At 67.9% G+C, this 24733-nt stretch carries 23 protein-coding genes; 11 read left to right on the forward strand and 12 right to left on the reverse strand.

The window, feature by feature from the left end; genetic code table 11:
- Positions 1-84: 84 nt before the first annotated feature.
- From purD to purH, 3 genes are read right to left on the reverse strand one after another with little or no spacing between them, the layout of a single operon-like run.
- Positions 85-1380: a phosphoribosylamine--glycine ligase gene (gene purD, locus ACCQ16_RS02555; protein ID WP_014089207.1), complete on the reverse strand. Its 1296-nt coding sequence runs from the start codon at positions 1378-1380 to the stop codon at positions 85-87.
- A 32-nt stretch (positions 1381-1412) separates the two neighbouring features.
- Entirely contained in the window at positions 1413-2258 is an 846-nt protein-coding gene (locus ACCQ16_RS02560; protein WP_277572972.1) for a hypothetical protein, read from the reverse strand.
- A gap of 24 nt (positions 2259-2282) precedes the next feature.
- Positions 2283-3866, reverse strand: coding sequence for a bifunctional phosphoribosylaminoimidazolecarboxamide formyltransferase/IMP cyclohydrolase (gene purH / locus ACCQ16_RS02565; RefSeq protein ID WP_008571212.1), 1584 nt, complete (start codon positions 3864-3866; stop codon positions 2283-2285).
- A 73-nt stretch (positions 3867-3939) separates the two neighbouring features.
- On the opposite strand from purH, the gene ACCQ16_RS02570 reads away from it, so the two are divergent.
- The 8 genes from ACCQ16_RS02570 to ACCQ16_RS02605 all read left to right on the forward strand — a co-directional run bounded on the left by ACCQ16_RS02570 (position 3940) and on the right by ACCQ16_RS02605 (position 11910).
- Entirely contained in the window at positions 3940-4557 is a 618-nt protein-coding gene (locus ACCQ16_RS02570) for a CDP-alcohol phosphatidyltransferase family protein (protein WP_057681096.1), read from the forward strand.
- Positions 4558-4641: 84 nt separating this feature from the next.
- Positions 4642-6402: a bifunctional alpha/beta hydrolase/class I SAM-dependent methyltransferase gene (locus tag ACCQ16_RS02575; RefSeq protein WP_277572970.1), complete on the forward strand. Its 1761-nt coding sequence runs from the start codon at positions 4642-4644 to the stop codon at positions 6400-6402.
- Entirely contained in the window at positions 6399-7736 is a 1338-nt protein-coding gene (locus ACCQ16_RS02580; protein ID WP_277572969.1) for a phosphatase PAP2/dual specificity phosphatase family protein, read from the forward strand. Before ACCQ16_RS02575 ends, ACCQ16_RS02580 begins: the two co-directional genes overlap by 4 nt.
- A complete protein-coding gene (locus ACCQ16_RS02585) occupies positions 7733-8179 on the forward strand; it encodes a hypothetical protein (protein ID WP_008571207.1) in 447 nt (148 codons plus the stop codon). Before ACCQ16_RS02580 ends, ACCQ16_RS02585 begins: the two co-directional genes overlap by 4 nt.
- On the forward strand, positions 8176-9672 hold the full coding sequence (locus tag ACCQ16_RS02590) for a TIGR04222 domain-containing membrane protein (RefSeq protein ID WP_057681099.1): 1497 nt from the start codon (positions 8176-8178) through the stop codon (positions 9670-9672). The genes ACCQ16_RS02585 and ACCQ16_RS02590 overlap by 4 nt, the downstream gene beginning before the upstream one ends.
- The gene (locus ACCQ16_RS02595; protein WP_029818511.1) at positions 9672-10310 is read left to right on the forward strand and encodes a CDP-alcohol phosphatidyltransferase family protein; all 639 of its coding nucleotides are present in this window, start codon (positions 9672-9674) and stop codon (positions 10308-10310) included. The genes ACCQ16_RS02590 and ACCQ16_RS02595 overlap by 1 nt, the downstream gene beginning before the upstream one ends.
- Positions 10307-10939 (forward strand): lysophospholipid acyltransferase family protein, encoded by a 633-nt coding sequence (locus tag ACCQ16_RS02600; RefSeq protein WP_008571203.1) that lies wholly within the window; start codon positions 10307-10309, stop codon positions 10937-10939. The genes ACCQ16_RS02595 and ACCQ16_RS02600 overlap by 4 nt, the downstream gene beginning before the upstream one ends.
- Complete coding sequence (locus ACCQ16_RS02605) at positions 10936-11910, forward strand: phosphatidate cytidylyltransferase (RefSeq protein ID WP_008571202.1); 975 nt, start codon at positions 10936-10938, stop codon at positions 11908-11910. The genes ACCQ16_RS02600 and ACCQ16_RS02605 overlap by 4 nt, the downstream gene beginning before the upstream one ends.
- 214 nt (positions 11911-12124) lie before the next feature.
- On the opposite strand, the gene fis is transcribed toward ACCQ16_RS02605, so the two are convergent.
- From fis to ACCQ16_RS02620, 3 genes are all read right to left on the reverse strand, one after another.
- Positions 12125-12397 (reverse strand): DNA-binding transcriptional regulator Fis, encoded by a 273-nt coding sequence (gene fis, locus ACCQ16_RS02610; protein ID WP_002804983.1) that lies wholly within the window; start codon positions 12395-12397, stop codon positions 12125-12127.
- Positions 12398-12502: 105 nt separating this feature from the next.
- Positions 12503-13873 carry a DUF3426 domain-containing protein gene (locus ACCQ16_RS02615; protein ID WP_277572967.1) on the reverse strand — a complete coding sequence of 457 codons (1371 nt, stop codon included), beginning with the start codon at positions 13871-13873 and terminating at the stop codon, positions 12503-12505.
- Between the two features lie 326 nt (positions 13874-14199).
- Positions 14200-14577, reverse strand: coding sequence for a helix-turn-helix domain-containing protein (locus ACCQ16_RS02620; protein WP_008571865.1), 378 nt, complete (start codon positions 14575-14577; stop codon positions 14200-14202).
- A gap of 143 nt (positions 14578-14720) precedes the next feature.
- Between ACCQ16_RS02620 and ACCQ16_RS02625 the strand changes: the two genes are divergently transcribed.
- On the forward strand, positions 14721-15230 hold the full coding sequence (locus ACCQ16_RS02625) for a hypothetical protein (protein ID WP_277572966.1): 510 nt from the start codon (positions 14721-14723) through the stop codon (positions 15228-15230).
- Between the two features lie 22 nt (positions 15231-15252).
- Here ACCQ16_RS02625 and prmA read toward each other — a convergent pair whose 3' ends face one another.
- Positions 15253-16173 (reverse strand): 50S ribosomal protein L11 methyltransferase, encoded by a 921-nt coding sequence (gene prmA, locus ACCQ16_RS02630; protein WP_277572965.1) that lies wholly within the window; start codon positions 16171-16173, stop codon positions 15253-15255.
- Between the two features lie 893 nt (positions 16174-17066).
- Here prmA and ACCQ16_RS02635 point away from each other — a divergent pair.
- Together ACCQ16_RS02635 and ACCQ16_RS02640 are read left to right on the forward strand one after the other, a co-directional pair.
- A complete protein-coding gene (locus ACCQ16_RS02635) occupies positions 17067-17996 on the forward strand; it encodes a hypothetical protein (RefSeq protein ID WP_277572964.1) in 930 nt (309 codons plus the stop codon).
- Positions 17993-18358 (forward strand): hypothetical protein, encoded by a 366-nt coding sequence (locus ACCQ16_RS02640; RefSeq protein WP_003483177.1) that lies wholly within the window; start codon positions 17993-17995, stop codon positions 18356-18358. The genes ACCQ16_RS02635 and ACCQ16_RS02640 overlap by 4 nt, the downstream gene beginning before the upstream one ends.
- A gap of 369 nt (positions 18359-18727) precedes the next feature.
- On the opposite strand, the gene accC is transcribed toward ACCQ16_RS02640, so the two are convergent.
- The 5 genes from accC to ACCQ16_RS02665 form a co-directional block, all read right to left on the reverse strand.
- Positions 18728-20095, reverse strand: a complete 1368-nt coding sequence (gene accC, locus ACCQ16_RS02645) for an acetyl-CoA carboxylase biotin carboxylase subunit (protein ID WP_008571860.1) — start codon at positions 20093-20095, stop codon at positions 18728-18730.
- Positions 20085-20462 carry a four helix bundle protein gene (locus tag ACCQ16_RS02650; RefSeq protein ID WP_233381706.1) on the reverse strand — a complete coding sequence of 126 codons (378 nt, stop codon included), beginning with the start codon at positions 20460-20462 and terminating at the stop codon, positions 20085-20087. Before ACCQ16_RS02650 ends, accC begins: the two co-directional genes overlap by 11 nt.
- A gap of 77 nt (positions 20463-20539) precedes the next feature.
- Positions 20540-21028, reverse strand: coding sequence for an acetyl-CoA carboxylase biotin carboxyl carrier protein (accB, locus tag ACCQ16_RS02655; protein ID WP_008571858.1), 489 nt, complete (start codon positions 21026-21028; stop codon positions 20540-20542).
- A 96-nt stretch (positions 21029-21124) separates the two neighbouring features.
- Complete coding sequence (aroQ, locus tag ACCQ16_RS02660; RefSeq protein WP_218493015.1) at positions 21125-21571, reverse strand: type II 3-dehydroquinate dehydratase; 447 nt, start codon at positions 21569-21571, stop codon at positions 21125-21127.
- Positions 21572-22415: 844 nt separating this feature from the next.
- Complete coding sequence (locus ACCQ16_RS02665) at positions 22416-24731, reverse strand: protein-disulfide reductase DsbD family protein (RefSeq protein WP_277572963.1); 2316 nt, start codon at positions 24729-24731, stop codon at positions 22416-22418.
- Positions 24732-24733 lie beyond the last annotated feature (2 nt).

Consider the following 24733-nt stretch of genomic DNA (forward strand, 5'->3'; position numbering starts at 1 on the left):
CGGCAGGATGCCTGGTGGTGCGCAGGAACCTGCAACCACCGCGTGGCGACAGCGCGCAACGCGGTGGTTGCAGGCGCGAGGCGCTTAGCCCTGCGCCGCCTGCTCGCGGGCGATGGCCCGCCAGCCGATGTCGCTGCGCTGGAAGGCGTTGGGCCAGTGGATCGGCTCGAGGCCAGCATAGGCGTTGCGCTGGGCGTCCTGCACGCTGTCGCCGAGCGCCGCAACGCACAGCACGCGGCCACCGGCGCTGATCACCTCGCCGGCGGCATTCAGCGCAGTGCCGGCGTGGAAAACCTTGGCGCTGGCCGGCACCGCGTCCAGCCCGGTGATGACCTCACCGGTGACCGGTGTGTCCGGGTAAGGCTTGGCGGCGATGACCACGCCCAGCGACGGGCGCGGGTCCCACTGCGCGTGCGCGCCATCGAGCTTGCCGTCGATGGCCGCGTCGAGCAGATCGACCAGATCCGACTGCAGGCGCAGCATCACCGGCTGGGTTTCCGGGTCGCCGAAACGCACGTTGAATTCGATCACCTTCGGCGCGCCGTGCGCGTCGATCATCAGCCCGGCATACAGAAAGCCGGTGAACGGCACGCCATCGGCGATCATGCCCTGCACGGTCGGCTCGACCACCTCGCGCATGACCCGCGCATGCACCTCGGGCGTGACCACCGGCGCCGGCGAGTAGGCGCCCATGCCGCCGGTATTGGGGCCGGTGTCGCCGTCGCCGACGCGCTTGTGGTCCTGGCTGGTGGCCATCGGCAAGGCGTGTTTGCCATCGACCATGGAGATGAAGCTGGCCTCTTCGCCGTCGAGGAATTCTTCGATGACCACGCGTGCGCCGGCATCGCCGAACGCATTGCCCGAGAGCATGTCGCGCACCGCGTCTTCGGCCTCGGCCAGGGTCATCGCCACGATCACGCCCTTGCCGGCAGCCAGGCCATCGGCCTTGACCACGATCGGCGCGCCTTTCTCGCGCACATACGCCAGCGCGGCGTCGACTTCGGTGTGCACGGCGTAATACGCGGTGGGAATGCCGTGGCGGGCGAGGAAATCCTTGGCGAAGGCCTTGCTGCCTTCCAGCTGCGCGGCCTTGGCGGTGGGGCCGAAGATGCGCAGGCCGGCGGCATGGAAGCGGTCGACCACGCCCAGCACCAGCGGCACTTCCGGGCCGACCACGGTCAGCGCGACGGCTTCGCGCTGCGCCAGCGCGAGCAGGCCGTCCAGATCATTGACCTTGATCGCGACATTGCGGCATTTGGCTTCGGTGGCGGTGCCGGCATTGCCCGGTGCCACCAGCACCTCGCGCACGCGCGCGGACTGCGCGATCTTCCAGGCCAGGGCATGTTCACGGCCGCCGGAGCCGATGACGAGGATTTTCAAGGCAGTTGCTCGCTAGTACGGGGGAAGGGGCGCTACCTGCAGCCTTCGCGCTGCAGTGCATTGGGAAACGGGTAGGTCCAGGTCTTGGTGTCGAGCGCGAACACGTGGGTCTTGTCCAGGGCCACCCCGCAATCGCTGCCGTGCTCGCGGATGCGCAGCGGCCAGGTGCGCGCCTGCGGCGCGCTGTTGTCCACCTCCAGCGCGAAATCCACGTCGAAGGCCTCGGCAAGGCATTGCGCCTGGGTCTGGTCCGGCTCGCGCGCGTCGTCGTCGCAGGCCAGTGCGCCGCTGTTGTCGATGTGCGCCCGCAGCGAGCCGGCATTGACCAGGCCCTTGGGCCCGGGCACGACCAGATCCTGCGATTCGAGGATCAGGCCCTGGCCCATCCAGAAACTGTGCACGGCAAAGCCGTAGAAATCGCTGCCCAGGCGCAGGACGTCCACGCTGCCTGGCTGGCCGGCGCTGCCGTAGCCGTCGGCGAGCCGTTCGGCCACGACCTTGAAACCGTCGCCATCGCCGCGCAGCACGAAGAAATCGATGAGCCCCGGATTGCCGTGGCCGGCATCGCTGAGGCTGTGGCAGACCGCCAGCAGTTGCTGTACCTGGTCGCCCACCACCACCGGCTGTTCGGCGCAGACCGCGCTGTCGGCCTTGAAGCCGTCGGCTTCGCCGCTCCACTGCGCGGCCAGGCCGGCCTTGCCGCCGTAGCGCGTGCGCAAGAACCCGTCCAGCCGCTCGGTGCGGCTCAGACGGGGGCCGTCGCTGGATGCGGCAGGTGCCGCGGCGCCCGGCGCCGCAGCGGGCTCAGGCGCCTGCCTGCAAGCGCTCAACAGCGCGGCGGTGGCAAGAAACGCGGCAAAACAACGCAGACGCTGCATCGACCTATCCCTGTGCCGGTGACATCAATGCCGGAAGTGGCGCACACCGGTGAACACCATCGCGATGCCGTGTTCGTCGGCGGCGGCGATCACCTCGCCATCGCGCATCGAACCGCCCGGCTGGATCACCGCCTTGATGCCGGCCGCAGCCGCCGCATCGATGCCGTCGCGGAACGGGAAGAACGCATCGGACGCCATCACCGAGCCGGCCACGGTGAGCTTGGCTTCTTCGGCCTTGAGCGCGGCGATCTTGGCGCTGACCACGCGGCTCATCTGCCCGGCGCCCACGCCAATAGTGCGGCTGTCCTTGGCATAGACGATCGCGTTGGATTTGACGTACTTGGCCACGCGCCAGGCAAACAGCAAATCGCCCAGTTCTGCCTCGTTGGGCGCACGTTGGGTGACCACGCTCAACTCGCCCAGCGACATGCTGCGGTTGTCGGCCGACTGCATCAACAGGCCCGAGCCGATCCGCTTGGTGTCGTAGTTGTTCAAGCCATTGCCGTGCGGAATCTTGAGCACGCGCACGTTGGCCTTCCTGGTGGCGTATTCCAGCGCGCCGGCCTCGTAGTCGGGCGCGATCAGCACTTCGACGAACTGGCGGTCCAGAATGGCCTTTGCCGTCGCTGCGTCCAGGGTCTTGTTGAACGCCAGGATGCCGCCGAACGCGCTGGTGGGATCGGTGGCGTAGGCCAGTTCATAGGCATCGCCGCAGCCCGCGCCCACCGCCACGCCGCAGGGGTTGGCGTGCTTGACGATCACGCAGGCCGGCGCGTCGAACTGGCGCACGCATTCCCACGCTGCATCAGCATCGGCCAGGTTGTTGTAGCTCAGTTCCTTGCCCTGCAGCTGCTGGAAGGTGGCCAGCGTGCCCGGCACCGGATACAGGTCGCGGTAGAACGCGCCGGACTGGTGCGGGTTCTCACCGTAACGCAGGTCCATCACCTTGACGAAGTTGGAATTGATCTGCGCCGGGAACGGGCTGCGCGTGGGCACCGCCTCGCTGCTGTCGGCCACTGCCGAGAGATAGTTACTGATCGCCGCGTCGTACTGGGCCACGCGATTGAACGCAGCCACCGACAGCGCAAAGCGCTTGGCCGCCGACAGCTGCCCGTCGTTGGCTTCCAGCTCGGCCAGCAGGTCGGCGTACTGCGCCGGGTCGGTGGCCACGGCCACGCGCGCGAAATTCTTGGCCGCGCTGCGCAACATCGCCGGGCCGCCGATGTCGATGTTTTCCACCGCATCGGCCAGGGTGCAATCGGCTTTCACCGTGACCGACTCGAATGGATACAGGTTCAATACCAGCAGGTCGATCGGCACGATGCCGTGCTCGGCCATCACCGCTTCGTCGACACCGGCGCGCCCGAGCAGGCCGCCATGCACCAGCGGGTGCAGGGTCTTGACGCGGCCATCCATCATTTCCGGGAAACCGGTCAGCTCGGCAACGTCCTTCACCGGCAGGCCGGCCTCGCGGATCGCCTTGGCGGTGCCGCCGGTGGACAACAGCTCGACGTTGCGCGCCACCAGCGCGCGGGCCAGGTCGATCAGGCCGGTCTTGTCGGAAACGGAGAGCAGGGCCCGGCGCACGGGCAGGAAATCAGAGGCCATCGGTGGGGGATGTCGTTGCGGAGCAGCCGATATTGTAGGCTGCGCCAGCGCTCGAATGGACTCAACACCCCGTATGGCCTCGATCTATGCATTGAAGGGACGCTTCCAGGCGCTGCTGCGGCCGATGGTGGGCGCGCTGTATCGCGGTGGCATCACCGCCAATCAGGTCACGCTGGGCGCAGCGGCGGTGTCGCTGATGGTGGCGGCGGTGGTGTTGCGCGGCGGCCCCAGCTGGCCGCTGCTGTATCTGCTGCTGCCGGTGTGGATGCTGCTGCGCATGGCGCTCAATGCGGTGGACGGCATGCTGGCGCGCGAATTCGGCCAGCAGTCGCGGCTGGGCGCCTACCTCAACGAGCTGTGCGACGTGGTGGCCGATGCGGCCTTGTACTTGAGTCTGCTTGGCGTGCCCGGTGTGAGTGCGCCCTGGCTGTGGATCTTCGCGCTGCTGGCCGCGCTGACCGAGTACGCCGGCGTGCTCGGCCTGATGGTCGGCGCCAGCCGCCGCTACGACGGGCCGATGGGCAAGAGCGACCGCGCCTTCGTCATCGGTGTGCTGGGCATGGGCCTTGCTTGTGGCTGGCTGGGTGCGCGCGGCGTCACCTGGGTCGCCATTGCCGTGAGCCTGGCCTGCGCGGTCACGGTGTGGCGGCGGGTGCGCGCCGGCCTGGCGCAGGCGCCCGCACGCACCTAGCGATCCATTCCCGCAGCAACGCCGCTGGCCGCTGCGCTGTGGTGATCTCTGCGATTCAACCTTTCGACTTTTCAGGATGCTTCGATGCGCACAGTGCTAGAGCGCGAGTTCGTCAGTTTCGATGGTGTGCCGCTGTTCTACCGGCACTGGCCGTTGCACGATGCCGCTGCCACCGGCACGCCGAAGGCGGTGGTACTGCTGCATCGCGGCCATGAGCACTCTGGCCGTGTGATGCATCTGGCCGAAGAACTCGACATGCCCGACGCCCAGTTCTTCGCCTGGGACGCACGCGGCAACGGCCGCTCGCCGGGCGTGCGTGGCGATGCGCCGGGCTTCGAAGCGCTGGTGCGCGATCTGGACAGCTTCATCGCGCATCTTCGCGCCACCCACGGCATTGCGGTGCAGGACATCGTGGTGATTGCGCAGAGTGTGGGCGCGGTGGTGGCCGCCACCTGGGTGCACGATTACGCCCCGCCGCTGCGCGCGCTGGTGCTGGCATCGCCGGCGTTCAAGGTGAAGTTGTATGTGCCGTTTGCACGCCCCGGGTTGGCGTTGCTGCATGCGCTACGCGGCAACTTTTTCGTCAACAGCTACGTCAAGCCGCAATGGCTGACGCATGATCCGGTGCGCGTGGAAAGCTATCGCACCGATCCGTTGATCACCCGTCCGATTTCGGTGCGCGTATTGCTCGGTCTGTATGCGGCAGCCGATCGCGTGGTGGACGATGCACAGGCCATTACCGTGCCGACCCAGTTGCTGGTCTCCGGTGAGGATTTTGTGGTGCATCGCGGCCCGCAGGACCGCTTCTACGAAAACCTGCGCTCGCCGATCAAGCAGCGCCACTGGCTGCCGGGGTTCTTCCACGACACCTTGGGCGAGCGCGATCGCGCGATTGCCATCGCGCACATTCGCCAGTTCGTCCAGGCGCGTTTTGCGCAACCGCCGGTGCGCGCCGCGCTGGGCGATGCACACCGTGCCGGGCCCAGTTTCGAAGAGGCCGAACGGCTGGCCTGGCCGCCGCAGCGCAATAGCCTGCAGGACCTGCGCTGGCGTGGCGTGCGTGCCGGCCTGCGCCTGGGTGGCAGGCTCTCCGAGGGCATCGCGCTTGGTCTGCAGACCGGTTTCGATTCCGGCAGCACATTGGATTACATCTACCGCAATCAGGCGCGTGGTCGCGGGCCGTTGGGGCGCATGATCGACCGCACGTATCTCAACGCGATCGGCTGGCGTGGCATCCGCATCCGCGGCAGCCATCTGGGCGAATTGCTGCGCGATGCGGCGGCGCGCTTGCGTGGCGCCGGCAAGCCGGTGCGCGTGCTGGATGTCGCTGCCGGGCACGGCCGCTATGTGCTCCAAGCGCTGGGCAGCGGCGCACAGCGTGCCGATGCGATCGTGCTGCGCGACTTCAGCCCGGTCAACGTGACCCAGGGCACGGCGCTGATCCAGACGTTGGGCGCAGGCGATATCGCCCGCTTCGAACAAGGCGATGCGTTCGACCCGGCAGCGCTGGCCACAGTGCAACCGGCACCGACGCTGGCGGTGGTGTCGGGCCTGTACGAGCTGTTTGCCGACAACGACCAGGTCGCGCGTTCGCTGGCCGGCCTGGCCGCGGCGGTGCAGCCGGGCGGTTATCTGCTTTACACCGGCCAGCCCTGGCATCCGCAACTGGAATTCATTGCGCGCGCGCTGACCAGTCACCGCGATGGCGTGGCCTGGGTGATGCGCCGGCGGAGCCAGCAGGAGATGGATGGCCTGGTGGAAGCGGCGGGCTTTCGCAAGGTGGCGCAACGCATCGATGCGTTCGGCATCTTCACCGTCTCGATGGCGCAGCGAATCGACGCATGAGCCACGTTGCCCGCCCATCCGGCCGTGCCGCGCTGTGGCTGGCGTTGCTGGGACCGTTTTTCTTCCTCAGCTACGGCCTGGCCAACACGCTGGCCGGGCGGGCGACGCAGGTGCCATCGGTGGTGTTTGGCTGGGAACACGGCATGCCGTTCTGGCCGTGGACCATCGTGCCGTACTGGTCGATCGATGTGTTCTACGCGGTCTCGTTCTTTGTCTGCCGCAACCGCCGCGAGCTGGACACGCATGCACTGCGCTTGCTCAGCGCCCAGCTGATCTGCGTGGCGTGTTTCGTGTTGTGGCCGCTGCGCTACAGCTTCGTACGGCCGCAGACCGAGGGCGTGTTCGGCTGGTTGTTCGCGGTGCTGCTGGGCTTCGACAAACCCTTCAATCAGGCGCCGTCGCTGCACATCGTGCTGCTGGTGGTGCTGTGGGTGCGCTATGGGCAGCATCTTTGCGGGGTGTGGCGCTGGTTGCTGCATGCCTGGTTCGCATTGATCGGTGTGTCGGTGCTGACCACGTATCAGCATCACTTTCTCGATATTCCTACCGGACTCGCGGTGGGCTGGCTCTGCGTGTGGCTATGGCCGGAGCGGGTCGCCGCACCATTTGCGCAGGCACGGTTTGCACGCGACCTGCGCCGTTGGCGCCTGGCCGCGATGTATCTGGCCGGCGCGCTGGTCAGCGCTGCGCTGGCGCTGTGGAGCGGCGGTGCAGCACTGTGGTTGCTGTGGATCACCCTGGCCTTGCTGCTGGTTGCCTTGAATTACGCGCTGCTCGGGCCGGGCGGATTCCAGAAGCGCAGCGATGGGCGCCTGAGTCTTGCAGCCCATTGGTTGTATGCGCCGTATCTGTTGGCGGCCTGGTGCAACTCCCGGCTCTGGACACGGCGTGCGCCGTTGCCGCGCGCGGTGTGCGATGGCGTGTGGCTGGGGCGGATTCCGTTGCCCGGCCAGCGCGACAAGCGTGCCGCCGTGGTGGACGTGTCTGCAGAGCTCTCGTTGTACGCCGCGCAGGCGCAGGACCGTGTGGTGCCGATGCTCGATCTGGTCGCGCCGTCGCCGGCGCAGCTGCGCGAGGCCGCGCAGGCGATCGCGCAGGCGCAGGCGATCGGGCCGGTGCTGGTGTGTTGTGCATTGGGCTATTCGCGCAGTGCTGCCAGTGTGGCCACCTGGCTGGTGCGCAGCGGTCGCGCCCAGGACGTGGATGCGGCCATCGCACAGTTACGCGCCGTGCGGCCGTCGATCGTGCTCGGGCATGCGCATCGCGCGGCGATCGTGACGGCATGCGACGGTCATGACGGTGGCGACGACATCCCCGAACGGAGAGCGCAATGAATATCGCCCCGCTGACCTTGGCGGCCATGCGCGCAGTGCTGCGGCAAGGTGCAGCATTGGACCGCCTCTCACTCCTGCTGCTGGCAGCGGCCATCGGCTTGCTTGGTGTTGCGCAGGCGCCGCCGTTGATGCAGTTGAGCTATGCCATCAGCATGCTTGCGGGCGTGCTGCAGCGCTATTGGGCGTTTCGCGTGGGCCTGGATGCCGACCTGCTGGCAGCCTCCATCGCGCATCTCGAACGCTGCGGTGGCACCGGGCAAGACGCCGCGCACCAGCTCGATGCGGCGATGCATGCGATTGGCCTGATACCAAAGCTTTCGCCCACCCGCGACTGGGCATCGCGCTGGACCGGCATGCGCCGCCTGCTGCGTTGGCAGCTGGCAAGCGTGGTGGTGCAACTGCTGTTGGTGGCTGCCGCGCTCGCTCTCAGGATATTCGGATGAGCAACCAACCCGATTCCGCTCGGCGCGAACCGCGCCATGCCACGCCAGCGCAGCGAGCGCTGTGGCAACGGCTGCAGGGCTATCGTTTTGGCCAGGACGAAGCAGCGTTTGCCGCCTTCGTTCGGCGCGTGGCCAAGCAGGCACAGTGCAGCACCGAACAAGCGCAGGCGTTGGTGGAGGAGTACCGCCGGTTCTGTTTTCTTGCCTGCACCGACACCGTCGACGTCACCCCCAGCCCGTTGGTCGACCAGGTCTGGCACACGCATCTGACCGACACCCGCGAGTACTGGCAGCAGTTCTGCCCGCACGTGCTGCAGACCACGCTGCATCATCAACCCGGACGCGGCGATGCCGGCGAAGAGGCGCGTTTCCAGGCGCAGTACCGCCAGACGCTGGAGCGTTACCGCACGCAGTTCGGCGAGCCGCCGGCGCAATGGTGGCCTGTGGCGCGACCGCCGCAATCGACGCTGGATCCGCTGCACGGCCACACTGCCGAACAGACCTTGCAAGCCTTGCGTGGAGCGCCGCGGTCAGCTGGGCCGCAGCGCGGTGTGCCACATGCCGTGGTTGTGTGGGCAATCATCGCGGTGGCAGTGGGCATGGTCTGTCACTCAGCCAATGGCGGGGCGCTGTCGCCGCTGCACTGGCGCGGTGTCTATTTCCTGCCGCTGTTCATCGCGCTGATCGGTCTGGCCTGGTCGATGGCGGCATGGTTGCGACGGGTGCTGCGACGCGGTCGCACCGCAGCAGCAGTGGATGCCAGCGAGCTTGCATATCTGGGCGGCGGTGCCGATCGCGTGGCCGACCTGTGGTTCACCGAATTGCTGGTGCGCAATGCGGTGTATCTGGAGCGCGACGCAACCGAACCGGCACGTCGCTGGGTACGTTGCCACCGGCAGATTGCAGTCCCGCCTGCGCTGGAGCCGGCACTGGAAGCGGTGCGCACCACCGAAGACCCGGTGTGGGCCTTACGCGCGTTGCGCGCGCTGGCCGCACCGCTGGAGCAGCGCTTGATCGACAAAGGCCTGTGGCTGAGCCAGGCGCAGGCACGCGCGGTGCGCCTGGCATGTACCGTGCCGGTGGCGCTGGTATGGGGGCTTGGCCTGTGCAAGCTGGTCATCGGCGTGCAGGGCAACCATCCGGTGGGCTACCTGCTGTGTCTGATGGTGCTGACCACATTGCTGGTGCTGGGCTTTGCGCTGGTGCCCGTGCGGCGCACGCTCGGCGGCGAGGCCCGCCTTGCGACACTGCGTCAGACGCGGCGACGCGATGCGGCGCGCAACGGCGGTGATCCAGGCGAGGCGGTGGCGCTGTACGGCACTGCGGCACTGATCGGAACCGCTTGGGCCGACTACCACAGCCTGCGTGCGCCGCATGGTCACGCCGGTGGCAGTGGCAGCAGCTGCGGCGGGGGTGGCGGCGACTGCGGCGGCGATGGTGGTAGCAGCGATGGTGGCGGCGGCTGTGGCGGCTGCGGCGGAGGAGGCGACTGATGCAACACGGACAGCGACAGCGGCAGTTGCTTTGGGCGCGCGTGCTGCGCGGACGTGGCGCCACGCCCAATGGCGTGTCGTGGGTGGGCATCGCATGTGCGGCGTTGGCCGGGCTGATGTTCTACATCGGGTTGAGCGCGCCTGCGCGCGAAGGGGCCATGCCGCTGCTGCTGGCGGTGCTCGGGATGCAGGGGCGGCTGTGGTGCAACCGCATGGATGGCGTGCTGGCGCGCCAGGCGCGCATGGTCGCGCGCGCCGGTGAGGTCTACAACGACGCGCCCGATCGGTTGTCCGATGTGCTGGTCTGCGTGGGCCTGGGCTATGGACTGCAGGCCGGTTTGCCGTGGGCTGCGCAACTGGGGTGGGCGGCGGCGCTGTGCTGCGTGACCACCGCATACGTGCGCATGCTGGGCCTGGCCTGCGGCACGCCAGAGCCGCGGCAGGGGCCGATGAGCCGCGTGCAACGCATGCAGTGGTTGTCGCTGGCAGGCGCGCTGGCCTTGCCGCTGCAATGGATGGGCCAGCCGCGTCTTGCGGCCTGGCTGCTGGTCGGAGCACTGGCGGTGTTGATCGCCGGTGCCTTGCTGACGGTGGCGGTACGACTGCGCACGATCGTGCGCACCCTGGAGCAGAAATGATTGCCCGTTTGATCGCGCGCGCTTGCAGCGGCGCCATTCGTACCTTGACCGGCGCGCGTGCGCTATGGCGCGGTTGCGCGCCCTCCAACGAGCGTCGCGTGTATTACGGCAACCATGCAAGCCACGGCGATTTCGTGCTGATCTGGTCATCGCTGCCAGCCAGCCTGCGGCATGAAGTGCGCCCGGTGGCGGCGGCCGACTACTGGCAGCGTACCGCCCTGCGGCGCTACCTGATCCACGCGGTCTTCAACGGCGTGTTGATCGAACGCGACCCGGCGCAGCGCACGCGCGACCCGATCCAATGCCTGTGCGATGCGGTGGACGCCGGCGATTCGTTGATCCTGTTTCCCGAAGGCACGCGCAACCCGGACGACGGCGTGCTGCCGTTCAAGAGCGGGCTGTATCACCTGGCAAGGCAACGCCCGGAACTGGAGTTCGTGCCGGTGTGGATCGATAACCTCAAGCGCGTGATGCCCAAGGGCAAGTGGTTGCCGCTGCCGCTGCTGTGCACCACCACCTTTGGTGCGCCATTACGCCTGGATGCGGACGAAACCAAGGATGCGTTTCTGGCGCGTGCACGTGCGGCGTTGCTGGCGTTGTCGCCCGATCAGTTGGAGGCGCGCGCATGAGCCTATATGTGTACAGCGGGCAGCTGCAGCAGTCTTCGATGCATCAGCAGACGCTGTGGCTGTTCAGCGGTATCGCGCTGGTGCTGGTCATCGCCACGCTGATTTCCGAAACCCTGCGTTGGCGCGCACGCGAACGCCCCAGCGCAGTGCTGGACAACCTAGTCGCCCGTATCCGTGCGTGGTGGGTGATGGCTGCGGTGGTCGGCCTTGCGTTCGTGTTTGGCCGCGCCGGCGTCATCGGCTTGTTCGCGCTGGTGTCGTTGTTTGCGCTGCGCGAGTTCATCACCTTGACCCCGACCCGGCGCGGCGATTACTACGCGTTGTTGGCCGCGTTCTACATCGTGCTGCCGTGGCAATACGGCCTGGTGTGGACCGGCTGGTACGGCATGTACACCTTGCTCATTCCGGTCTACGCGTTCTTGGTGTTGCCCATCCTGGCCACCATCGGCGGCGACACCACGCGCTATCTGGAACGCACCGCCAAAGTGCAGTGGGGCCTGATGATCTGCGTGTTCTGCATTTCGCATGTGCCGGCGCTGTTGAACCTGGACATTCCCGGCTATGCCGGGCGCAATCTGCTGTTGATCGCCTTCCTGGTGATCGTGGTGCAGTCTTCGGATGTGCTGCAGTACGTGTGGGGCAAACTTGCCGGCCGCCATTTGATCGCGCCGAAATTGTCGCCGTCCAAAACGGTGGAAGGATTCATCGGCGGCGTGTTGTCGGCCAGCCTGCTCGGGATGGCGCTGTGGTGGATCACCCCGTTCGCGCCGTGGCATGCCTTCGGCCTGGCGTTGGTGGCCAACCTGATGGGATTTTTCGGCGGGCTGGTGATGTCGGCGATCAAGCGCGATCGCGGCATCAAGGACTGGGGCCATATGATCGAAGGCCACGGCGGCGTGCTCGACCGCCTGGATTCGGTGTGCTTCGCCGCGCCAGTGTTCTTCCACCTGATCCGCTATGGATGGGCGTGACCGCTTGTCACATCGCTCGTCATGAAATCGCAACACGTGCATCGCGTGCGGTTGGCAATCTGCAGCATCGGATCGGCGCAGCGCGCGCCGGTCAACCACCGCTCTGGCCAACCGGAAGGCTGACCCGTACGAAACCACGCTGTGACCGGTAACCCGTGCGCGCACCGTCTGCCAGAAGCACGCTTTTACGATTCCCGATTCCCGATTCCCAAGCCTACGTCAGCCCGTACTCTTTGAGCTTCTTGCGCAAGGTTGCCCGGTGAATGCCCAGCATCGCCGCGGCGCGGCTCTGGTTGCCTTCGCAGTGGTTGAGCACTTCGACGAACAACGGGATCTCCATCTCGCGCAGCACGATTTCGTAAACATCGTCCGCGTCGCTGCCGTCCAGGTCGCGCAGATAACGGCGAACGGACTGGGCCACGTGTTCGCGCAGGGGCGACTTCGGGGCGCCACGACTGGTGTCAGGACGAGAGGGGGCTGCGTTCAAAGGAGGTTCCCAGTGTCACGAAGCCGGGACGCGTGGCCGGCGAGGGGGAGTGAGTCTAGCGCGTGACCTCATCGCTCGCCACGCCCATGTGGCGGTCGCGCCCGTTCACCGGAAGTCGAAACTGAAGGCGGCGGTGCTCGCGGCCGGTTCGCGTACCCGGAACGCGACCTGCACCGCCTGACCCGGCGCCAGCGTGTCCTGCGCCGGCGGCGATGGTCCCAGATACTCCTGCGGCGACAGGATGCGGGTGCCGATCACCCGGCCGTCGGCATCGGACAGCGACAGCTGCAGCCACGGCCAGGCCTGTGCCCAGCGCGCGTCGTTGCGGAAGCTGGCCTGGATCTGCAGCACCCCGGCCACACCGGGCAGCGGCCGCACCTCGCGGTTGAGCAGGGTCAGCGCCTCCGGCTCGCGCCAGGCCGGCAAGCTGCAGCGCGCCAGCGTGCAGGCCGCGCCGACCAGCGGCCGCAAGCGCGCGTTGGCGGCCAGGTGCGCGCGGTCGGCGATGACGATCTGCAACCCGAGCACGCCGACCAGCCCGACCAGCAGCGCCCACTGGCGCCCGCTGGCGCGTAGCCGCGGGCGGGTGACGCAACGCCGCGCGAAGGCGGGGGCGGCCAAGGCGGGCGCGGGCAGGGGCTGCATTTGCACGGCAGTGGTACGGGGCTGCGCGATGCCGGCATCGGACTGCGCGTGCTCGCCTGCCAATGCGCTGGCTGCGCCGGACTCGGTGGTTGCCGGGTCGGGATGGCTGGAGGAGCGGCCCGGGTGCGACTGGCCGTCGGCTGTGCCCGCCGTCCGCTCGCTGGCGCTGGTGTCGGCCTGCGTTGCGGCTGCCGCCGTTGCCACAGCTGGGGTAGATCCCGCAGACGCTGCTGGCGTTGCGACTGAAGCCTGGCGCGCGGGCGTTTCTGCCAGCGCCTTCGGCGTGCCCGGCGCATTCTGAAATGCCAGATCTGCATCCGCCGAGGCGCGTAGTGCCCGTTGCTGCGCTGAATTCGATGGGCCAGGTGCCGCCCGCGCGGTTGGGTGCCCGAGCTCGTCAGCATCGGTCGCGGCCAGCTCGTCGTCGGCCCGGGTATCGGTGGCGGCCGACGCCGAGCGAGGTGGATCGAGCATCGCATCAGGAACGTCTCCGGCCGCGGGCGCGCTCGCCGAAGCGGACGGCGTCGCGGTGCCGGGCGCGGGCAGTGGCGTCTGGCCGGACACCGGCGCCTGGAGACCATCGTGCCCGGACATGCCCGTTGCGCGCTGCGGCGACGAAGCCACCGCGGCAGCAGGCAATGGCACACGCGGTGCCGGCTGCGCATCCACCTCTGGCGCTGGCGCCGGCGGCAACGCAGAGCCCGGGGCCGATGTGGCCTGCTCGGCCGGCTCCGCAGGTGGAACCACCGGGGTCGGAACCAGCGGCGGAGCAGCCGGCGTCGCACGCAGGAACGTGGCCAGGGGGCGGCGCGGTGGCGGAGTCTCGGACATCGGCAGGCGTGCAGCGGGAAGACCCCTATTCAACCACGCGCACGTCCAGGGGCGAACCTGTGCCGACGGCGATGCGGTCAAGCCGCCGCGCGCATGCCTGCAGGTGTTCGTCTCCGGCCCAGGTGGTCATGGCGGCGTCTGCGTCGATGCCCACGCAACGCACGCAGCGCATGCCTTCTCCGAAAACGGCCGCCGCCACGCCCATGCAAGCCGACGAAGACGCCCGGGCGCATCCAGGATCAGGAGGCCACAGCCAGCGGAATATCGCCTTGAAATCTCGGTGTCGGTTGCGTCGGCTCGCCGATTCCCGATTCCCGATTCCCGATTCACCGCCTGCGCCGCGTCTTCCCTTCAGCCAGCAACAGATCCAACAGGCCGGCGCGCTGGCGCGGCGTCAGGGTATCGAAGCGCGTCAGCAGCACGCGTTGCTGGTCATCCAGCCGGCGGTACTGCGCCGGTTCTTCGGCGATGGCCGACACCGGCGGGCCGAACACGCGGTCGCCGCGGCCGGTGGCCAGGTATTCGAACGCCATGCCGCTGCGCCTGGCCAGGCCGATCAGGTTTTCCACCGACGGTGCGGTGCCTTCGGCCATCTCCCATTGCGCCACCGCGCTGCGGGTGACACCCAGCTCGCCGGCCAGGGCTTCCTGGGTCAGCTTGGTGAGGCTGCGGGCTTCGCGTACTCGTTCGTACAGCTTGCTCACACGGCACCGTTGGAGGGCAGGCAGGGGCGGGAGATATAGCCCTAGCAGCGCCTGGAGATAGTTCGTATAACTTTCATATAGCCATATGTTTGCGATACTGTCGGTGGATCAATGATCGCTACATCACAGCGAACTCAAGGAGGATGTTCATGGTCGAGCCTGCCGGTCGAAAACCCGACCCCCAGCGGCGCAGCCCGCCCCCGCACGCCGCGCCCGCAGACGTGCCGTGGCCGGCCCATTCGCCGCTGGACCCTGCGGTGAGACGTTTTCGGGGCGCGGCCCGGTACGCGATCTGGCGGCGTGGCGACGAGTGGACGGCCGTGGCCGATGGTCCGCAGTGGTCAGCGGCGCTGGCACCGCGGGTCTGGGCGCTAGGTCAGCGGCACTGGCCGCTGCTGGCGGTGAGTGCGCCGATGCTTGTGGTTGCCGGCGCAGTGGCGCTTGCAGGTGTGCGGGCGTGGTCGCCGGTGGCCTGGACGGCGCTGCTGGTGGCTGAGATGCTGCTGCGGGTCTGGGTGGCCCGGCAGGCCGGGCCGTGGCGCACGGCGGCGCTGCAACGCGACGGCTGGCAACCGGTGACCCGGTTGCGGGCGATCAGCGTGGCCGATGCAGTGACCACCGCGCAGATTCGCGCCGGCCGGCCACGGCGCTAGCCGGCGTGGACGATCAGCCGGATCAGCCGCGGCGCACGCCGTCGATCCGCATCCAGTCTTCGTCGCGTTCGCAGCGCAACTGTTCGAACCAGGGGGCGTAGCGTTTGAGCAAGTCGTCTTCCTGGCCGTGCAGGATGCCCGACAGCGCGATCCGTCCGCCCGGTGCTACGCGCGCGGCCAGGGTGTCGGCCAGGGCGTCCAGTGCCGAGGCCAGGATGTTGGCCACGACCACCTGGTAGGTCTGCACCGGTTCGTCCTGCGGCCTGTAGACCGTCAGCTGCGCGTCCACACCGTTGCGTTGTGCATTGTCGGCGGTCGCCAGCAGCGCCTGCGGGTCGTTGTCCACGCCGACCGCGCCGGCGGCGCCCAGCTTCAGCGCGGCGACCGCCAGGATGCCCGAGCCGCAACCGAAATCGAGCACGCTGCGGCCCTGCAGCTCGCCGCGGCCGGCCAGGCTGTCCAGCCAGCGCAGGCACAGCGCGGTGGTTTGATGGGTGCCCGAGCCGAACGCCAGGCCCGGGTCCAGCCGCACCACGGCAGCCCCCGGGGTGTCGGCGGCTTCGGGCAGCGCGTGATTCCACGGCACGATGAAGGTGCGTTCGCCAAACTGCATCGGCTTGAACAGGTCCATCCAGGCGCGTTCCCAGTCGCTGTCTTCGACCATGCGAAACGCCACCTGGCTCCAGTCCAGGCCCGGATCGAAGGCTTCCAGCGCTGCCAGCACCACCAGCGCGTCGCTTTCGCCATCCAACAGCGCGGTCATCGTCAGCCGGTCCCACAGCGGCATTTCGCCCACGCCCGGTTCGAGAATGGCGCGCTCGTTGCTGGTATCGGCATCGGCGTCGAGCATGGTCACCGCCAGTGCGCCCACATCGTCCAGGGCATTCTGGAAACGGGGCAGGGTGACCTCGGAACAGGAAAGCGTCAGTTCAAGAAACGGCATCGTGGCGGTCGGGCAATTCGAAAGCACGCATCCTAGACCATTCGTGCCGGCGTGCCTGCCGCGCTGCAGGCGACGGCGTTCGCAGGCGCCGTCGCTTCGGCGGTGTGTCTTGCCCATGCGTGCGGTGAAAACTGCCTTGCTGAGCAAGATGCGTCCGCCGCCAGGCAGACGGCGTGCTGCTGGCGAATGGACGACTGCCCGGTGCGACGCTGCCAAACAGCGCATCTGCGGCTGGATGTGGTGCCCGGCGGATGGCTGTAGGCCGATGCCGCCACGCCTGGGACTGAACCGATGATGCTGCTGCGCAATCGGGCACGGGCTTGGTCGACGGCCGCGTCGAGCAACCAGGAAGAGGCGCTGCGTCTTTGCGACCACGCGCAATCGCGTGCGCAGACAGCTGCGTGATGTGCTGCCGTGTTGCGTACCACCGTGCAGCGCGATGTGTGCGGCACGCTGCGTCCACCGATGACGCAACAGCGCTGCAGCTGGGCATCGCAGCGTCGGCGAGTGATGTTGCCAGAGGACAGGCTCGCTCGAAGCGGCGCTCTCCAACATGCGCTGCTATCGGATGCCCAACCGGCGAAGATCGATGCCGCATCCGGCAATCGGCAACCGATCAACTCAACCGCAAGCCACACGCAGCTGAGCAACACCGACACCACACCAACACCCAACACGCAGCACGGCACGGCAAACACCACAGCGCAGCACACCGCACAACCGAACGCATGCAGCGCGCCACTCACGTGCAGTCCGTTCAGGCCGTGACGCATGTCGCTCCCTTCCCGCCACCTCCACTGGCAGCGTCTGCTTGGCGGCGGCTGTGCGCGTGGGTGGGTGCTAGACTCCGCGCCGTCGCTGCGGGTGGTTCCGCAGCAGGGTCGCCGCCATCCATGCCGCTTGCTCGTGCCCGCCATCTCTGGCTGCTGCTCGCTCCCGCTGCGCTTGCGGCGGCCGCGTGGTGGTATGTCCGCGCGCAACCGGTCGAGCGTGATGTTGACCGCGCAGCGCCGGTTGCTGCAGAGGCGGCGCCGGTCAGCGCTGCCACACCGCAGCTGCATGCGGCGGCCGAGCACGGCGCCGCGTTGCAGCTGCCGCATCGCGATGCGGTGGAAGCGCAGCCGGATCTGTATCGCTACGCGCAGCAATTGCAGCAGCAGGTGCGTGCCGGCGACGCACAGGCCGGGTGGCGGTTGAGCCGTGTCTACGATTACTGCGCGCCCTATGCGGCCAGCCCGTCCGGCTATGCCGCCGATAGCGCATGGATCGCCGCGCAACGCACGCCGGGAGTGGCAGCGATGCATGCCGCACGCGAGCGCCTGGCGCAGCGTTGCGCCGGCTTCGCCCCCACCGACGGGCTGAGTCCGCGCATGGTTGCGCAGCAACGCCTGGCCGCGGCGCGCGCCGGCAGCCTGGCCGCCGAGGCCGCCATGCTGGCGTTGGGCGAACCGTTGCACGCATCGCCCGGCTACAAGCGCGCGCTGGTACGACGCGTGCTGGCCTCGCGCGATCCCGAGGCCTATCTGGCCCTGGCCCCGGCGATGGGCGCGCGGGCCAGCGGCGATGACAGCCTGCAAGGCTATGTGGCCGGCGATCAGTTCGCCGAGCTGGCCTGGCAAGTGGCTGCGTGCCGGCTGGGGCTCGATTGCAGTGCCAGCAGCACCTTGGTCACCAGTTATTGCGCCAACGCGGGCATCTGCTCGCGCGACAGCGCACAGGATTTCGTGTCCTTCGTATTCGATGCCGCGGTGCCGCGGCAGGGAGCAGACAGGGTGGATGAGATGGCCGATACATTGGTCTCCGATGCGGGAGCGCAGTCATGAATTACCGTCGGTTGGCGCACGGCGCCAAGTTCTGGTTATGGGTGGCGTTGTTCGTGGCGTATTCGGCGGCGGCAGTGAGCATCGTGATGATCGATACCGCCGATCACCGTTACCAGCCGCTGTCGGTCAAATCCACCAGCGTCACCGCCGACGAACAGCAGCGACGGCATGGCGCAAGCCAGGTCGCCGCGGTCTACCGCGCCAGCAGTGCCATGCCGTTTTCCACCTTGCCGGCCGGCTCCACCTTCCAGGTGGTGTGGCCGGACGGCTCCACCGAAACCATGACCGTGGTCGACCCGTCATCGGCCAGCGGCATCGTGCCGGTGCCCGGCAGCCAGCAGGCGCCTGCGCCGCGGCGGTGAGGGGTGCGGCGCGTTACATATCGACACGGCCGCAGCCGCTACGTCTCCGGTAGCGCAGGCGGCGAAGGCGGCTAGGTGCGGCTGCAGCTTCAGTCATTCTCATGTGTGCAGACGACCGAGGGTCTGCAGATCGGATCCGGCGCTGGCTTGCGCCATCCGGGCGTCGAACCCTCGGGCTCTGTAGGAGCGCACCCGGGCGCGACAGGGCTTTATCGGTAAGCCCGGTCGCGCCCAGGTGCGCTCCTACGCATAGACTGGCCGGCTACAGGGTTGGCGGCGCGACGCAGTGTCGGCGCGATGCACCGGGGAACAACGAAAAAGCCCGGTTTCCCGGGCTTTTTTGCTTCATCGATACCGCGGCAAGTGCGATCAGGTCAGCGCGATCGACTTGTTCTTGCGCTCGGCCAGACGCTTTTCCAGGTAGTGGATGTTCTGCCCACCGGCCTGGAAGCCCTTGTCGCGCATGATGCGCTGCTGCAGCGGGATGTTGGTCTTGATGCCGTCCACCACCATCTCGCTCAGCGCCACGCGCATGCGCGCAATCGCGGTTTCGCGATCGGGGCCATGCACGATCAGCTTGCCGATCATCGAGTCGTAGTTCGGCGGCACCTTGTAGCCGCTGTAGATGTGCGTATCCACACGCACGCCAGGGCCGCCTGGCGGATGGAAGGCGGTGATCAGGCCCGGGTTGGGCATGAAGGTTTCCGGATCCTCGGCGTTGATGCGGCATTCGATCGCATGCCCGCGCAGCACGATGTCGCTTTGCTTGATGCTCAGCTTGTGGCCGGCGGCGATGCGCAGCTGCTCGCACACCAGGTCGATGCCGGTGATGCGCTCGGTGACCGGATGCTCCACCTGGATACGCGTGTTCATTTCGATGAAGTAAAAACGCCCGTTCTCGAACAGGAATTCGAAGGTGCCCGCGCCGCGGTAGCCGATGCGGATGCAGGCGTCCACGCAGACCTTGCCGATCTCGTTGCGCAGTTCTTCGGTGATGCCCGGCGCCGGCGCTTCTTCCACCACCTTCTGGTGGCGACGCTGCATCGAGCAATCGCGTTCGCCCAGATGGATCGCACCGCCCTGGCCGTCGGCAAGCACCTGGATTTCCACGTGTCGCGGATTTTCCAGGAACTTCTCCATGTAGACCTGATCGTTGCTGAAGGCGGCCTTGGCTTCGGACTTGGTGGTTTCGATGGCAGCCTTCAGCGCAGCCTCCGAATGCACCACGCGCATGCCGCGTCCGCCGCCGCCGCCGGCCGCCTTGATGATCACCGGGTAGCCGATCTCACGCGCGACCTTGGTGTTGGCGACGATGTCATCGCCCAGCGGGCCGCCCGAGCCGGGCACGCACGGTACGCCGGCGGCCTTCATGGCGCGGATCGCTTCCACCTTGTCGCCCATCAGGCGAATGGTGTCGGCCTTGGGGCCGATGAAGATGAAGCCGGATTGCTCCACGCGCTCGGCGAAATCGGCGTTTTCCGACAGGAAACCGTAGCCGGGGTGGATGGCCTGCGCATCGGTGACCTCGGCCGCGGCGATCAACGCCGGAATGTTGAGGTAACTGTCGCTGGAGGCGGCCGGGCCGATACACACCGACTCATCGGCCATGGCCACGTGCTTGAGGTTACGGTCGACCGTGGAATGCACCGCGACCGTGCGGATGCCGAGCGTGTGGCACGCGCGCAGGATGCGCAGCGCGATTTCACCTCGGTTGGCGATGACGACTTTATCGAGCATGGGATTGGGGATTCGGGATTGGGGATTCGTAAAAGGCGCTGGTTTCGCGGAGATGTCGCGACTTTCCCAACGAGCGGATCAATGCGTTGAGCTTGGCAAACGTGCGATTCAGCAAGTCGGCAATTGCCGCATCGGGCGATGCGAACTGCAGTCGTGTTGCGATCTGCAGCTGCGTGTCCAGCTCCGCCAACGAGCCACGCGCCATCGAGAGATAGCGCAGGTACTCGGCCGTGGAGCGATGTGCAGCTCCTTCGGCAATGTTGGATGGAATGCTGATCGCGGCGCGGCGCATCTGTGCCGTCAGCCCAAAGCGTTCGGAATCAGGAAAGTCGTGGCTCAGGCGATAGATCGCTTCGACGAGCGACATCGCGTCGCGCCACACCGTCAGGCGCTCGTGTGGTCGCTCTTGCGAATCCCGAATCACGATTCCCGAATCCCGGCGCTTCAGCCAATCACAAACAACGGCTGGTCGAATTCCACCGGCTGGCCGGTTTCGCCGAGGATGGCGACGATGGTGCCGGAGGCGTCGGCTTCGATGGGGTTGAACATCTTCATTGCCTCGATGATCGCCAGGGTATCGCCGACCTTGACCTGCTGACCGACGGTGACGAACGCCGGCTTGTCCGGGGAGGGCGAGGTGTAGAACGTGCCGACCATCGGGGCGCGCAGCACGTGGCCTTCCGGCAGTGCGGCGGCCTGCTTGGCGCCGCCGGTGGAGGCTTCGGTGGGCGATTGCATCGGCATGGTGGCCGCGGCGGCCGGCGCCTGGACGGGGGCCGGCGCGTACTGCTGCTGCACCGGGGCGCTCAGCATGGCCGCGCCCTTGGGTACGCGCGCCAGGCGCACGCTTTCTTCGCCTTCCTTGATCTCGATTTCGGCGAGATTGGATTCTTCGAGCAGGTCGATCAGTTTCTTGATTTTGCGGAGATCCATAAGGGCCTCTGGAAGTGAAACGGTGGGGAGTGCCGGCGGATGCCGGCGGAATGGGATCAGGACGCCGGCGCGCTGGCCGAGGTCATGCGGCAGGGGTCATGCGTCGCGCTCCAGGCGCGCGATCACCGCTTCCAGCGCCAGCCGGTAGCTGTCGGCGCCGAAGCCGCAGATCACCCCGTCGGCCTTGTCGCTGAGATAGCTGTGGTGCCGGAACGGCTCGCGCGCGTGCGGGTTGGACAGATGAATTTCCACGAACGGCAGCCCCACGCCCAGCAGCGCATCGCGCAGCGCCACCGAGGTATGGGTGAAGGCGGCCGGGTTGATCAGGATGTAGACGGTGCCGTCCTCGCGCGCGGCGTGGATGCGCTCCACCAGCACGTGCTCGGCATTGGACTGCAGGCAGTGCAGCACGTGCCCGGCCGCCTGCGCGCGGTCCACCAGGGCCGCGTCGATCTGCGCCAGCGTGGTACGCCCGTAGACCTCCGGCTCGCGGGTGCCGAGCAGGTTGAGGTTGGGGCCATGCAACAGCAGCAGATGGGCCATGGGATCCGGAAGAGCGGAAAGGCCGGAAGTCTGCGCGATGTCGCCGATGCTGTCCAGTTCGACGAACTTAGGTCTGTTTAAAACGATTGTTTTAAATTTCGAATGGTTTGGGCGGTGGCTAATGGCGGCGGGCAATGGCGTGTCGGAGGTCATCGTGCCGGCCTTGAATCGCCCGGACCGCTGCGAGCGGAACCGGCAGCCGGCCGTGCGCATCCGGAGCGCAGCGTTTGCGCCTGACGCGATGGAGACAGCCGTCCCGGCCGGTTACGCGGCAACAACTGCTGGCGGCATCCTCTCCTGTCGGGCGTCGGAATGTTGTGCCGGCGGCAGCAATTCGGTGAGTGCCCGGCTTGTTCATGGCAAGGGCGCAGGAGGTGACGCTGCGGCGGCCGCGATCTGCGTTTTGTGCGGAGATGCAGGCTCCCAACAACGTGGCGTCGGGCCGGACCGGCCGGCGTGCCGGATGAAGGGCGATCAGCGCGATCGACCCCCTCTGCTGCCTCGCTTCCTGCAGCTTCCCGCCGTGCAGGCCGCGGCCACGGTCGCCTGCTGCGCATCGCATGCATCAAGGCGTTGGAGGTGCCAGGGGCACCGAACAGGCGAGGCCGCGCGCAGCCTGACGCCACCTGACGCCACCTATGCGCATGCCAACATCGGCCGGTCAGGTCTGCAGGGCGCCGGCAGCGCGGGGCGTGCAGACCCCGGCCAGGAGGGGCCGAACCCGTGCTTGGACCTGTCGCAACACGCCTATGGCACGGGTGTCGGCCTACACGGTTCGCAAAATCTTCGGCCTGGCCCGCCAACAGACGGCCGCCCAGGCCACCGGCCGCAGCGAAGGCGCGCCTTACCGCGCAGCGCGCAGCAAGGCGTCTTCGGTAATCGCGCCGGTCAGCACGGTCGGCAGGATCGCCGGTGGGGCGCCGGGGCCGTAGACCACGTACAGCGGCACGCCGACGGCCTGGTGCTGGTCCAGGAAGGTGCTGATGGCGGGGTCGACATTGGTCCAGTCGCCCTTCATGTAGACCGCATCGACGCGGCGCAACGCGTCGCGGAATTCGGCGCTGCTCAGCACGTTCTTTTCGTTGGCCTTGCAGGTCACGCACCAATCGGCGGTCATGTTGACGAAGACCACGCGGTTGTCGGCACGCAGGCGGTCCAGCAACTGCGGCGAGAACGCCACCACGCCCTCGGCCGCGGTGGCCGCCGGCAGGCTCAGGCGCGTGACCGCGACCACCGGCACCAGCGCCAGTACCAGCATCGTCGTGGCCAGCCCCAGGCCCAGGCGGTGGCTCTTCCAGCGGCTGCGCTCGAAGCACCACAGCCCCAGGGCCAGCAGGGTGGCGCCGACCAGCATCAAGGCCAGCGCATCCACGCCGCGCTGCTTGCCCAAGACCCACAGCAGCCAGATCGCGGTGAGATACATGGGGAACGCCAGCACCTGCTTGAGCGTTTCCATCCACGCCCCGGGGGTAGGCAGGCGCCGCGCCAGCGAAGGCACGAAGCCGATCAGCAGGAACGGCAGCGCCAGGCCCAGGCCCAGCACCAGGAATACCAGCATCGCCAGCAGCGCGGGCGCGGTGAAGGCGTAGGCCAGTGCCGTGCCCATGAACGGCGCGATGCAGGGGCTGGCGACCACGCAGGCCAGCACACCGGTGAAGAAGTCGCCCAGCGGCCCGTTGCGCGCGGCCAGCGACTGGCCGATGCCGCCCAGGTTGGTGCCCAAGGTGAACACGCCCGACAGGCTCAGCCCCACCGCGAACATCAGATACGCCAGCGCCGCGACGAACCACGGCTGCTGCAGCTGGAAGCCCCAACCGGCGGCCTGCCCGGCGGCGCGCAAGCCGATCACCAGCCCACCGATGGCGGCAAAGGACACCAGCACGCCCAGCGAGTACCAGATCGCATGGCGACGCGCGTGGCTGCGGCTCTCGCCGCTATGGGCCAGGCCCAGCACCTTCAGCGACAGGATCGGCAGCACGCAGGGCATCAGGTTCAGCACCAACCCGCCAAGCAGGGCCAGCACCAGCATGCCCAGCAGGCCCTTGTCGGCATGCGGCGGCGGCGTGCGCTCCGGGTTGCCGGCCGAGGCATCGGCGACCGGGACGGCCGTGCTGGCGGCCGGCGCCGGCTCGACCGGTGCCTGACCGGCGGCCAGCGGCGAAATCATCAACGGCGCGGCCTGCGCCTGGTTCTGCGGCGACACGGTGCCGGCCGGTACATCCAGGGCGACGCGGCGGGTCATCGGCGGATAGCAGATCCCGTCGGTCTGGCAGCCCTGGAAGGTGGCCACCAGGGTCACGTGGGCCGGGTCAGGGTGGTCGCGCAGCAGCGGCAAGGTCACTTCGGCCTGGTCGAAATACACCACCACATCGCCGAAGTGTTCGTCGCGGTGCGCCTTGCCTTGCGGCCAGCGCGGCAGCCCGGTGCGCACGCCGCTGGCGCCTTCCAGGGCCAGCGAGGTGCGGTCGCGGTAGATGTAATAGCCCGGCGCCGGGGTGAAGCGCAGCAGCAGGCTGTTGCCGTCGCCGACGATGGCTTCGAAATTGAACGCCTGCTCGGCCGGCAGCGGCAGCGCGTCCACCCCGGCGGTCTGGCCGGAGGCGCCGAACAGGCGCGGGGCGGCGTTGCGTGGCACCAGCGCGCCCAGGTTCTCGCGTGGCGCAGCGGTGGCCTGCGCCCCGGTGGCATCGGCCGCGGGCAGGTCGAGGCGGATTTCGCGCCGCTGCGGTGGATAGCACACGCCGGCATCGGCGCAGCCCTGGTACTGCACCTGCAGGACGGCGGTCTGCACTGCCGGGTCGGCCTTGCCGGCCAGGGTGGCCTGCAGTTGCTTGCGGTAGGTCTGCACCTGGCCGAAGAACTCGTCGTGCTTGCTCTCGCCTTCCGGCAGCGCCAGTTCGCCCGCGGCAAACCCCTTTCCGGCCTTGACGCTGATGCGGTGGCGATACAGGTAGTAGCCCGGTGCGATCTTCCAGTGCAGCGCGATGCGGTCGCGGCTGTCGGCGGTGGCGCTCAGCGCGAAGGCCTGGTCCACCGGCAGCAGGTCGGCTTCGGTCACGGCGGCCTGCGCGGGGGCGGGCGCCAGTACCGCCAGCGGCGCGGCGAGCAAGGGGGCGGCCAAGAGCGCGCAGCGGGCGATCCAGCGGGACAGAGACTTCATGG

Origin of the sequence: Xanthomonas sp. NCPPB 1062 (assembly GCF_041481705.2) — a bacterium.
GTDB classification, from domain to species: Bacteria; Pseudomonadota; Gammaproteobacteria; order Xanthomonadales; family Xanthomonadaceae; genus Xanthomonas; species Xanthomonas euvesicatoria.

What these genes read in the sequence shown, in the direction of transcription:
- ACCQ16_RS02560 (WP_277572972.1), bottom strand. Translation starts at nt 2,258, where the DNA reads ATGCAGCGTCTGCGTTGTTTTGCCGCGTTTCTTGCCACCGCCGCGCTG.
- purH (WP_008571212.1), bottom strand. Translation starts at nt 3,866, where the DNA reads ATGGCCTCTGATTTCCTGCCCGTGCGCCGGGCCCTGCTCTCCGTTTCC.
- ACCQ16_RS02570 (WP_057681096.1), top strand. Translation starts at nt 3,940, where the DNA reads ATGGCCTCGATCTATGCATTGAAGGGACGCTTCCAGGCGCTGCTGCGG.
- ACCQ16_RS02575 (WP_277572970.1), top strand. Translation starts at nt 4,642, where the DNA reads ATGCGCACAGTGCTAGAGCGCGAGTTCGTCAGTTTCGATGGTGTGCCG.
- ACCQ16_RS02580 (WP_277572969.1), top strand. Translation starts at nt 6,399, where the DNA reads ATGAGCCACGTTGCCCGCCCATCCGGCCGTGCCGCGCTGTGGCTGGCG.
- ACCQ16_RS02585 (WP_008571207.1), top strand. Translation starts at nt 7,733, where the DNA reads ATGAATATCGCCCCGCTGACCTTGGCGGCCATGCGCGCAGTGCTGCGG.
- ACCQ16_RS02590 (WP_057681099.1), top strand. Translation starts at nt 8,176, where the DNA reads ATGAGCAACCAACCCGATTCCGCTCGGCGCGAACCGCGCCATGCCACG.
- ACCQ16_RS02595 (WP_029818511.1), top strand. Translation starts at nt 9,672, where the DNA reads ATGCAACACGGACAGCGACAGCGGCAGTTGCTTTGGGCGCGCGTGCTG.
- ACCQ16_RS02600 (WP_008571203.1), top strand. Translation starts at nt 10,307, where the DNA reads ATGATTGCCCGTTTGATCGCGCGCGCTTGCAGCGGCGCCATTCGTACC.
- ACCQ16_RS02605 (WP_008571202.1), top strand. Translation starts at nt 10,936, where the DNA reads ATGAGCCTATATGTGTACAGCGGGCAGCTGCAGCAGTCTTCGATGCAT.
- ACCQ16_RS02615 (WP_277572967.1), bottom strand. Translation starts at nt 13,873, where the DNA reads ATGTCCGAGACTCCGCCACCGCGCCGCCCCCTGGCCACGTTCCTGCGT.
- ACCQ16_RS02625 (WP_277572966.1), top strand. Translation starts at nt 14,721, where the DNA reads ATGTTCATGGTCGAGCCTGCCGGTCGAAAACCCGACCCCCAGCGGCGC.
- prmA (WP_277572965.1), bottom strand. Translation starts at nt 16,173, where the DNA reads ATGCCGTTTCTTGAACTGACGCTTTCCTGTTCCGAGGTCACCCTGCCC.
- ACCQ16_RS02635 (WP_277572964.1), top strand. Translation starts at nt 17,067, where the DNA reads ATGCCGCTTGCTCGTGCCCGCCATCTCTGGCTGCTGCTCGCTCCCGCT.
- ACCQ16_RS02640 (WP_003483177.1), top strand. Translation starts at nt 17,993, where the DNA reads ATGAATTACCGTCGGTTGGCGCACGGCGCCAAGTTCTGGTTATGGGTG.
- accC (WP_008571860.1), bottom strand. Translation starts at nt 20,095, where the DNA reads ATGCTCGATAAAGTCGTCATCGCCAACCGAGGTGAAATCGCGCTGCGC.
- ACCQ16_RS02650 (WP_233381706.1), bottom strand. Translation starts at nt 20,462, where the DNA reads ATGTCGCTCGTCGAAGCGATCTATCGCCTGAGCCACGACTTTCCTGAT.
- accB (WP_008571858.1), bottom strand. Translation starts at nt 21,028, where the DNA reads ATGGATCTCCGCAAAATCAAGAAACTGATCGACCTGCTCGAAGAATCC.
- aroQ (WP_218493015.1), bottom strand. Translation starts at nt 21,571, where the DNA reads ATGGCCCATCTGCTGCTGTTGCATGGCCCCAACCTCAACCTGCTCGGC.
- ACCQ16_RS02665 (WP_277572963.1), bottom strand. Translation starts at nt 24,731, where the DNA reads ATGAAGTCTCTGTCCCGCTGGATCGCCCGCTGCGCGCTCTTGGCCGCC.